This window comes from Sulfurimonas sp. (assembly GCF_016744025.1).
In the GTDB taxonomy this organism is placed as follows: domain Bacteria; phylum Campylobacterota; class Campylobacteria; order Campylobacterales; family Sulfurimonadaceae; genus Sulfurimonas.
This window is the reverse complement of the sequence record NZ_JADGFC010000143.1, coordinates 1-5,790: the sequence shown is the minus strand read 5'-3', so window position 1 is coordinate 5,790 and position 5,790 is coordinate 1. Positions and strand designations below refer to the sequence as shown.

8 protein-coding genes are annotated in these 5,790 nt (G+C 29.6%); 5 read left to right on the top strand and 3 right to left on the bottom strand.

Going from position 1 to position 5,790, the window contains the following annotated elements; translation table 11 throughout:
* The 3 genes from QZZ48_RS13725 to QZZ48_RS13715 form a co-directional block, all read left to right on the top strand.
* On the top strand, positions 1 to 1,019 hold a 1,019-nt coding region (locus tag QZZ48_RS13725; RefSeq protein ID WP_294966809.1), incomplete at its 5' end, for a HAMP domain-containing sensor histidine kinase.
* On the top strand, positions 1,012 to 1,674 hold the full coding sequence (locus tag QZZ48_RS13720; protein ID WP_294966808.1) for a response regulator: 663 nt from the start codon (positions 1,012 to 1,014) through the stop codon (positions 1,672 to 1,674). The genes QZZ48_RS13725 and QZZ48_RS13720, both read left to right, overlap by 8 nt.
* 63 nt (positions 1,675 to 1,737) lie before the next feature.
* Positions 1,738 to 1,932 (top strand): sodium-dependent tyrosine transporter, encoded by a 195-nt coding sequence (locus QZZ48_RS13715; RefSeq protein ID WP_294966807.1) that lies wholly within the window; start codon positions 1,738 to 1,740, stop codon positions 1,930 to 1,932.
* A gap of 63 nt (positions 1,933 to 1,995) precedes the next feature.
* Here QZZ48_RS13715 and QZZ48_RS13710 read toward each other — a convergent pair whose 3' ends face one another.
* The 3 genes from QZZ48_RS13710 to QZZ48_RS13700 are packed head-to-tail and all read right to left on the bottom strand — an operon-like array spanning position 1,996 to position 4,421.
* Positions 1,996 to 2,814, bottom strand: coding sequence for a MetQ/NlpA family ABC transporter substrate-binding protein (locus QZZ48_RS13710; RefSeq protein WP_294966805.1), 819 nt, complete (start codon positions 2,812 to 2,814; stop codon positions 1,996 to 1,998).
* Between the two features lie 9 nt (positions 2,815 to 2,823).
* On the bottom strand, positions 2,824 to 3,465 hold the full coding sequence (locus QZZ48_RS13705; protein WP_294966803.1) for a methionine ABC transporter permease: 642 nt from the start codon (positions 3,463 to 3,465) through the stop codon (positions 2,824 to 2,826).
* Entirely contained in the window at positions 3,465 to 4,421 is a 957-nt protein-coding gene (locus QZZ48_RS13700; RefSeq protein ID WP_294966801.1) for a methionine ABC transporter ATP-binding protein, read from the bottom strand. Before QZZ48_RS13700 ends, QZZ48_RS13705 begins: the two co-directional genes overlap by 1 nt.
* A gap of 232 nt (positions 4,422 to 4,653) precedes the next feature.
* On the opposite strand from QZZ48_RS13700, the gene QZZ48_RS13695 reads away from it, so the two are divergent.
* On the top strand, positions 4,654 to 5,592 hold the full coding sequence (locus QZZ48_RS13695; RefSeq protein ID WP_294966800.1) for a hypothetical protein: 939 nt from the start codon (positions 4,654 to 4,656) through the stop codon (positions 5,590 to 5,592).
* Between the two features lie 15 nt (positions 5,593 to 5,607).
* Positions 5,608 to 5,790 (top strand): DUF4325 domain-containing protein (locus QZZ48_RS13690; protein WP_294966799.1); only part of this gene is annotated, 183 nt, incomplete at its 3' end.

Below are 5,790 nucleotides of genomic sequence, written 5' to 3'. Positions count from 1 at the left end.
TTACAAACTTAACTAATTACGATTTAAATATGGCAATTAGTGAGAGAAGAGATACTCAAAATATATTTGATACTCTTGCAATGATTTTAAATATCTCCATAGTATGGGTATTTTTGTTTTCTATTATCCTCTCAATTACTATTATTATTCACTTTAAAAAACTTCACTTTAGTCTAGCAGATGCAGTAAATGAAAAAACAAAAGAGTTGTTGGCTTTAAACGAATCTCTTGAAAAAAGAATCAAAACAGAAGTTGATAACTCACGAAAAAAAGACTTAATAATGTTTCAACAGTCTAGACTCGCAAGTTTAGGTGAGATGATCTCAAATATTGCTCATCAATGGAGACAACCGTTAGGCTCTTTAATGATGATTATTCAAGGCTTTCAAACTAAGATGGAACTTGGAAAGTTAACTCCTGAGTTTGTCAATGTAAAAGTAGAAGATGCTATCTTGCTAGGTAATTCTATGTCAAATACTTTGGAAGATTTTCAGAACTTTTTTAAACCAAATAGAGACAAGGAATCTTTCTCATTAAAAGAGTGTATTGAGCACTCTTTTGAATTGTCAAAATATGTTCTAGACAAAGAACAGATAGAATTTTGTTTGAAAATAATTCATGATGTAAAGATGCAAGGCTTTTACAATGAACTCTCACATGTATTTTTAAACATAATCTCAAACTCAAAAGATGCACTTAGTTCAAAAGAACACAAAAGACTCATCGAAGTTACTGTCAAACAATCAAGAAATAAGATAAGAATAAATATCGTAGACAATGGAGGAGGTATAGATGAAGAAATCTTACCTCATATTTTTGAACCATACTATACTACCAAGTATAAAAGTGCAGGAACGGGTATAGGTCTTTACATGTCTCAGCAAATTATCCAAAAACATATGCAAGGCACTATTGATTGTAAGAATACTTATTATAAAATAAAAAATCAGGGTTTTGAAAACTGTACACTATTTACTATTACTATCCCGATTAATAATGGAGACATAAAAAATGACTAGAAATTTAAACATACTAAACAACTTTAATATACTTTATCTTGAAGATGATGACGCTTTACTTAACCATACTAGAGATATGTTAAGTGATTTTGTAAAAAATGTATTTGCAGTAAAAACTTCGCAAGAAGCGATGCAACTTATACAAAATGAACATATTGATGTAATAGTTTCAGATATTTTGCTTGAAAATGAAAATGGAATAGATTTCTTAAAAGAACTCAAGCTTGAAAAAAATATATTTATACCAACTATTTTAACAACAGCTCATACAGATACAAAGTACCTTTTAGAAGCTATAAAGTTAAAGGTAGAAAATTATATTGTTAAGCCGATAAACTTAAAAGAGTTGCTAAATACTATTCATGACATTGTATTACCGCTTATGCAAGAAAAAGAGATACAAAAGAACTCAAATATCATTAGAACTATATCAGCCATAACTGACTCTAAACAAGTAGAAGTTGTTAAAAGTATCATAGATAATCTTAACGATAAAAATGAGCTTGTAGCTTCTTATAGTGATATCATGCAAAAGGTATCTATATCAAAACCAACACTTATAAAACTATTTAAAGAACTTTCTGAGAAAAAGATTTTGGTTAAAGTAGCTCATAAAACATATAAGTTTGATGTATCTGCATTGAGTGATATTTAGGTAGTAACTGTTTGACTAAAGAACACCTCTGTGCTATAATCATACAAAATACAAGGAGTATATATGTTTGTAAAACTAAATGAAAGAGTTCACTTGAACTTCAATAGAATCACAAGAACAAAGATCGATCACGTTGAAGATGGTATTAGAGTTAGATTTTATGAAGGTCAAGACCAAGTTGCTAAATCTCAAAGATTTGATAAAGTTAAAGACGCTGAAAAATGGTTAGAAAAACTTTTTAAACAACTAAGTAACTAGAGAATTCTTTTAGATATAGATGCAAAGAGTTTATTTCCCTTTGCATCTATATATTAATCAAACCTAAAACGCAGGTATGATTGCACCATTATATTTTTCTTTTATAAAGGCACGAATTTCTTCAGAATTGATAGCTTTGTTTAGTGCTTTGATAGCTTCACTATTTTCATTTCCTTTTCTAACTACAACTATATTAGCATATGGAGAGTTTATAGACTCTAACTCAAGTGCATCTTTTGTAGGGTTTAAGTCTGCACTTAGTGCATAGTTTGTATTAATTACTGCTGCTGCTACATCATCTAAAACACGAGGAAGTTGAGGAGCGTCAATCTCTTTAAGAACAATATTTTTTGGGTTTTCAATAATATCGATTTTAGTTTTTAATGCTTTATCAGCAAACTTCATAACTCCAGCTTTTTCTAAAACATCTAAAGCTCTGCTTTCATTTGTTGGGTCATTTGGAACAGCGATAGAATCACCATCTTTTAACTCATCTAAACTTTTGATTTTTATAGAATAAACTCCCATAGGCTCTAAGTGAACATTTACAGTTTTAACTAAATCAGTATTCTTATTTTTGTTAAACTCATCTAAATAAGGTGCATGTTGAAAGAAGTTTGCATCTAAGTCACCTTCATTTACTGCTATATTTGGAGTTACGTAGTCAGTAAACTCTTTGATTTCAAGTGTATAACCTGCTTTTGCAAGGATAGGCTTAACTTGTTCAAGTATCTCTACATGAGGAATTGGAGTAGCACCAATTCTTATAATCTTGCTTGCTTCTTCTTTTGCCTGAGCTTCTGCTTTTTTATCATCACTACACGCACTAAATCCTAACACAACAGCTACACTAAGTAGAAACTTTAATAAATTTGACTTCATTTTTTTCCTTTATTTTTTTGTAATTTTGTATATATAATCTCCAAGAGATTGAAAAAATTGTACTAAAACTATAAGAGCCATAACAGTGTAAATCATGACGTCTGTTTGAAAGCGATAATAACCATACTTGATAGCTACATCACCCAAACCGCCACCACCTACGGCTCCTGCCATTGCTGAGAAACCTACTACAGTAATCAAAGTTAAAGTAATAGTAGAGATTATACCAGGTAGAGCCTCAACTATCATTACTTTAAAGATTATTTGAAAGTTGCTTGCGCCAAATGATTTTGCAGCTTCTACAACTCCCTTATCAACCTCTTTTAAGGCACTCTCTATAAGTCTAGCTATAAAGGGTGCCGCACCAATTGTCAGTGGAACAATCGCCGCTGTAGTTCCTATGCTTTTTCCTATAATCATTTTTGTAACCGGAAAAAGTATTATCATCAAAATGATAAACGGAAAAGATCTTAGAGTGTTTATAACAACATCTAAAGATCTGTAAAGTTTAGCATTTGGTTTAAGACCATCTTCGTCACTTAGTATCAGCATGATTGCTGGAATAAAACCAAGTAAAACAGCTAGAAATGTTGCTGTAAGACTCATATATAGTGTTTCACCTATCGCAGGAAGTAAAATCTTTTCAAACATTATGCTTTCTCCCATCTCATATTTTTTTCATTTAAATACTCTGTTACATTTTCTTCATCTTTTTCTTCTATATTTATAACTAAACTACCTATTACATGAGTATTTATCTTTTCTAATTTTCCCCATACTATGTTGAAGTCTATATTTAGAGTTCTTGCCATATGTGTAACTATAGAGTACTGAGCTATCTCTTTTGGAAAATGAAGGCGAATATTGATGCCAGTTTCCGGTACAACTTCTTCTTCACCTAGAAACTTTTTCATTTTTTCATCAGGCTGTAAAAACAGATCTTCTATATATCCTGAGCCTATAATATTTCCATGTTCAAGAAGTATGGCTTTTTGAGCAATAGATTTTACAACATCCATCTCATGTGTAACTATAACTATAGTAATTCCAAGTTTTTCATTTATCTTTTTTAAAAGTTCTAAGATAGAGGCTGTAGTATTTGGGTCAAGTGCGCTTGTTGCTTCATCACTTAAGAGTATTTTTGGATCAAGGGTTAAAGCTCTTGCGATTGCAACTCTTTGTTTTTGACCACCACTTAACTGTGATGGGTAAGAGTCTTTTTTATTTGATAAACCTACAAGCTCTAAAAGCTCCATCACTTTTTTATCTATTTCTTTTTTATCATATTTCCATAGTTGCATAGGAAGAGCTATATTTTCATAAACAGTTTTTCTTTGCATCAAAGAGAAGTGTTGAAAAATCATTCCAACATTTTTTCTAAATTCTCTAAGCTCATCTTTTTTGAGCTCTTTTATCTCTTTATCAAAAACTTTTAAAGTTCCGATGCCATAATTTTCTAATCCATTTATACATCTAAGAAGCGTTGACTTTCCAGCTCCACTATGTCCGACTAAGGCAAATATGTCGCCTTTGTTTATTTCAAGAGAAATGTTATTTAGTACTTTTTCTTTACCAAAATATTTGTCTAAATTTTTTACTATTATCAATACTATGCCTTAATATATTCTGTTGGCTATTTAATTAGTAGAATTTTATCTTAGTGGTGCTAATTATTGGATTAAAAACCTAATACCCTTCTTCAAAAAAGAACTTATTGTAAAACATTATTGTTTCCATCATCTTCGAATGGAATGTGTATTTAAATATAAAATAATTCTACCTTTAAGAAAACAACAATATAATGTTCTTTAATATAATAGCATATATAGGAACATTGAGATGACAGTTAAAAGTAGAAATATAACTATTGGTAATGATATAACTTTCTCATATGTATCTAATAATTTAGAAGTTTTGTATGGAATAAAAGAAGATGTTGATTTTGAATTTAAAAAAGTATTTTCAAAACCAGGAGGTATATCATTTCTATCAACATTGATAAACTATGCTAATAGCTTAGATTACTCTATTGATATAATTCATGATGATGACATTATGTATCTGCAAAGAGCTAATTTTTTTAAAAACTTAGGGTATGAAATAGAAGAGAGTTTTACTCGACACTCTGTATCTAGAAACATGATGGAAGCAAAAGAAATTTTTAAAGATGGTGACCCAGATTTTATTGATGATAGATTAAAAATAATTCTTAAATCTCATATAAAAAATAAAGAAAATTTAATATTGGGAATATTACTTACAACATATGAAGTCACAGATAATATTCTTGAACACAGTAATGGAGGTGAGTTTATAGAATCTGAGAGAAGTATTGATATGCCAGGATTTATTTGTGCTCAATATTATGGAGGGAGTCAAAATCAAATAGAAATAGGTATATCTGATTCCGGAATTGGAATTGTTAATAGTCTAAAAAATGAATATCCTGATTTAAGTAGAAAAGATGTACTAAAAAAAGCTTTTGAACTAAATACTTCTAGACACAAACAAATAATGCCTTCTAGAGGAAATGGTTTAGCAAAACTTAAAGAATTTGTTTTAAGTTCAGAGGGTTCAATAGTATGCAGAACCAATGAATTTAAAATTACATTTAATAAATCTTATCCACATGGACGCATTAAATTAGAAAATGAAATAATCGGGACACATTTTGAAATAATAATTTGCTGCAAAAAAGATATAGATACTAAACCTATTTTTAATGCGATTCATGAAGATTATGAAGATGAAAGTTTAGATGATTTTTTTGATTTTTAAAGGTATAATGATAAAATGAAAATAATAAGAATGAAAGAATTTGAACCCTTAAGTAGTCATCAAGTTGGTATTAAAATTAAAAATATTATTTTAAATAGTTTAAATGAAGGTGTTGAGTTGGTTGTATTGGATTTTGATGGTATTGATATTTGTACCGACTCATTCGTGCAGCAATTAACTACAATACTGTCTGAGGAA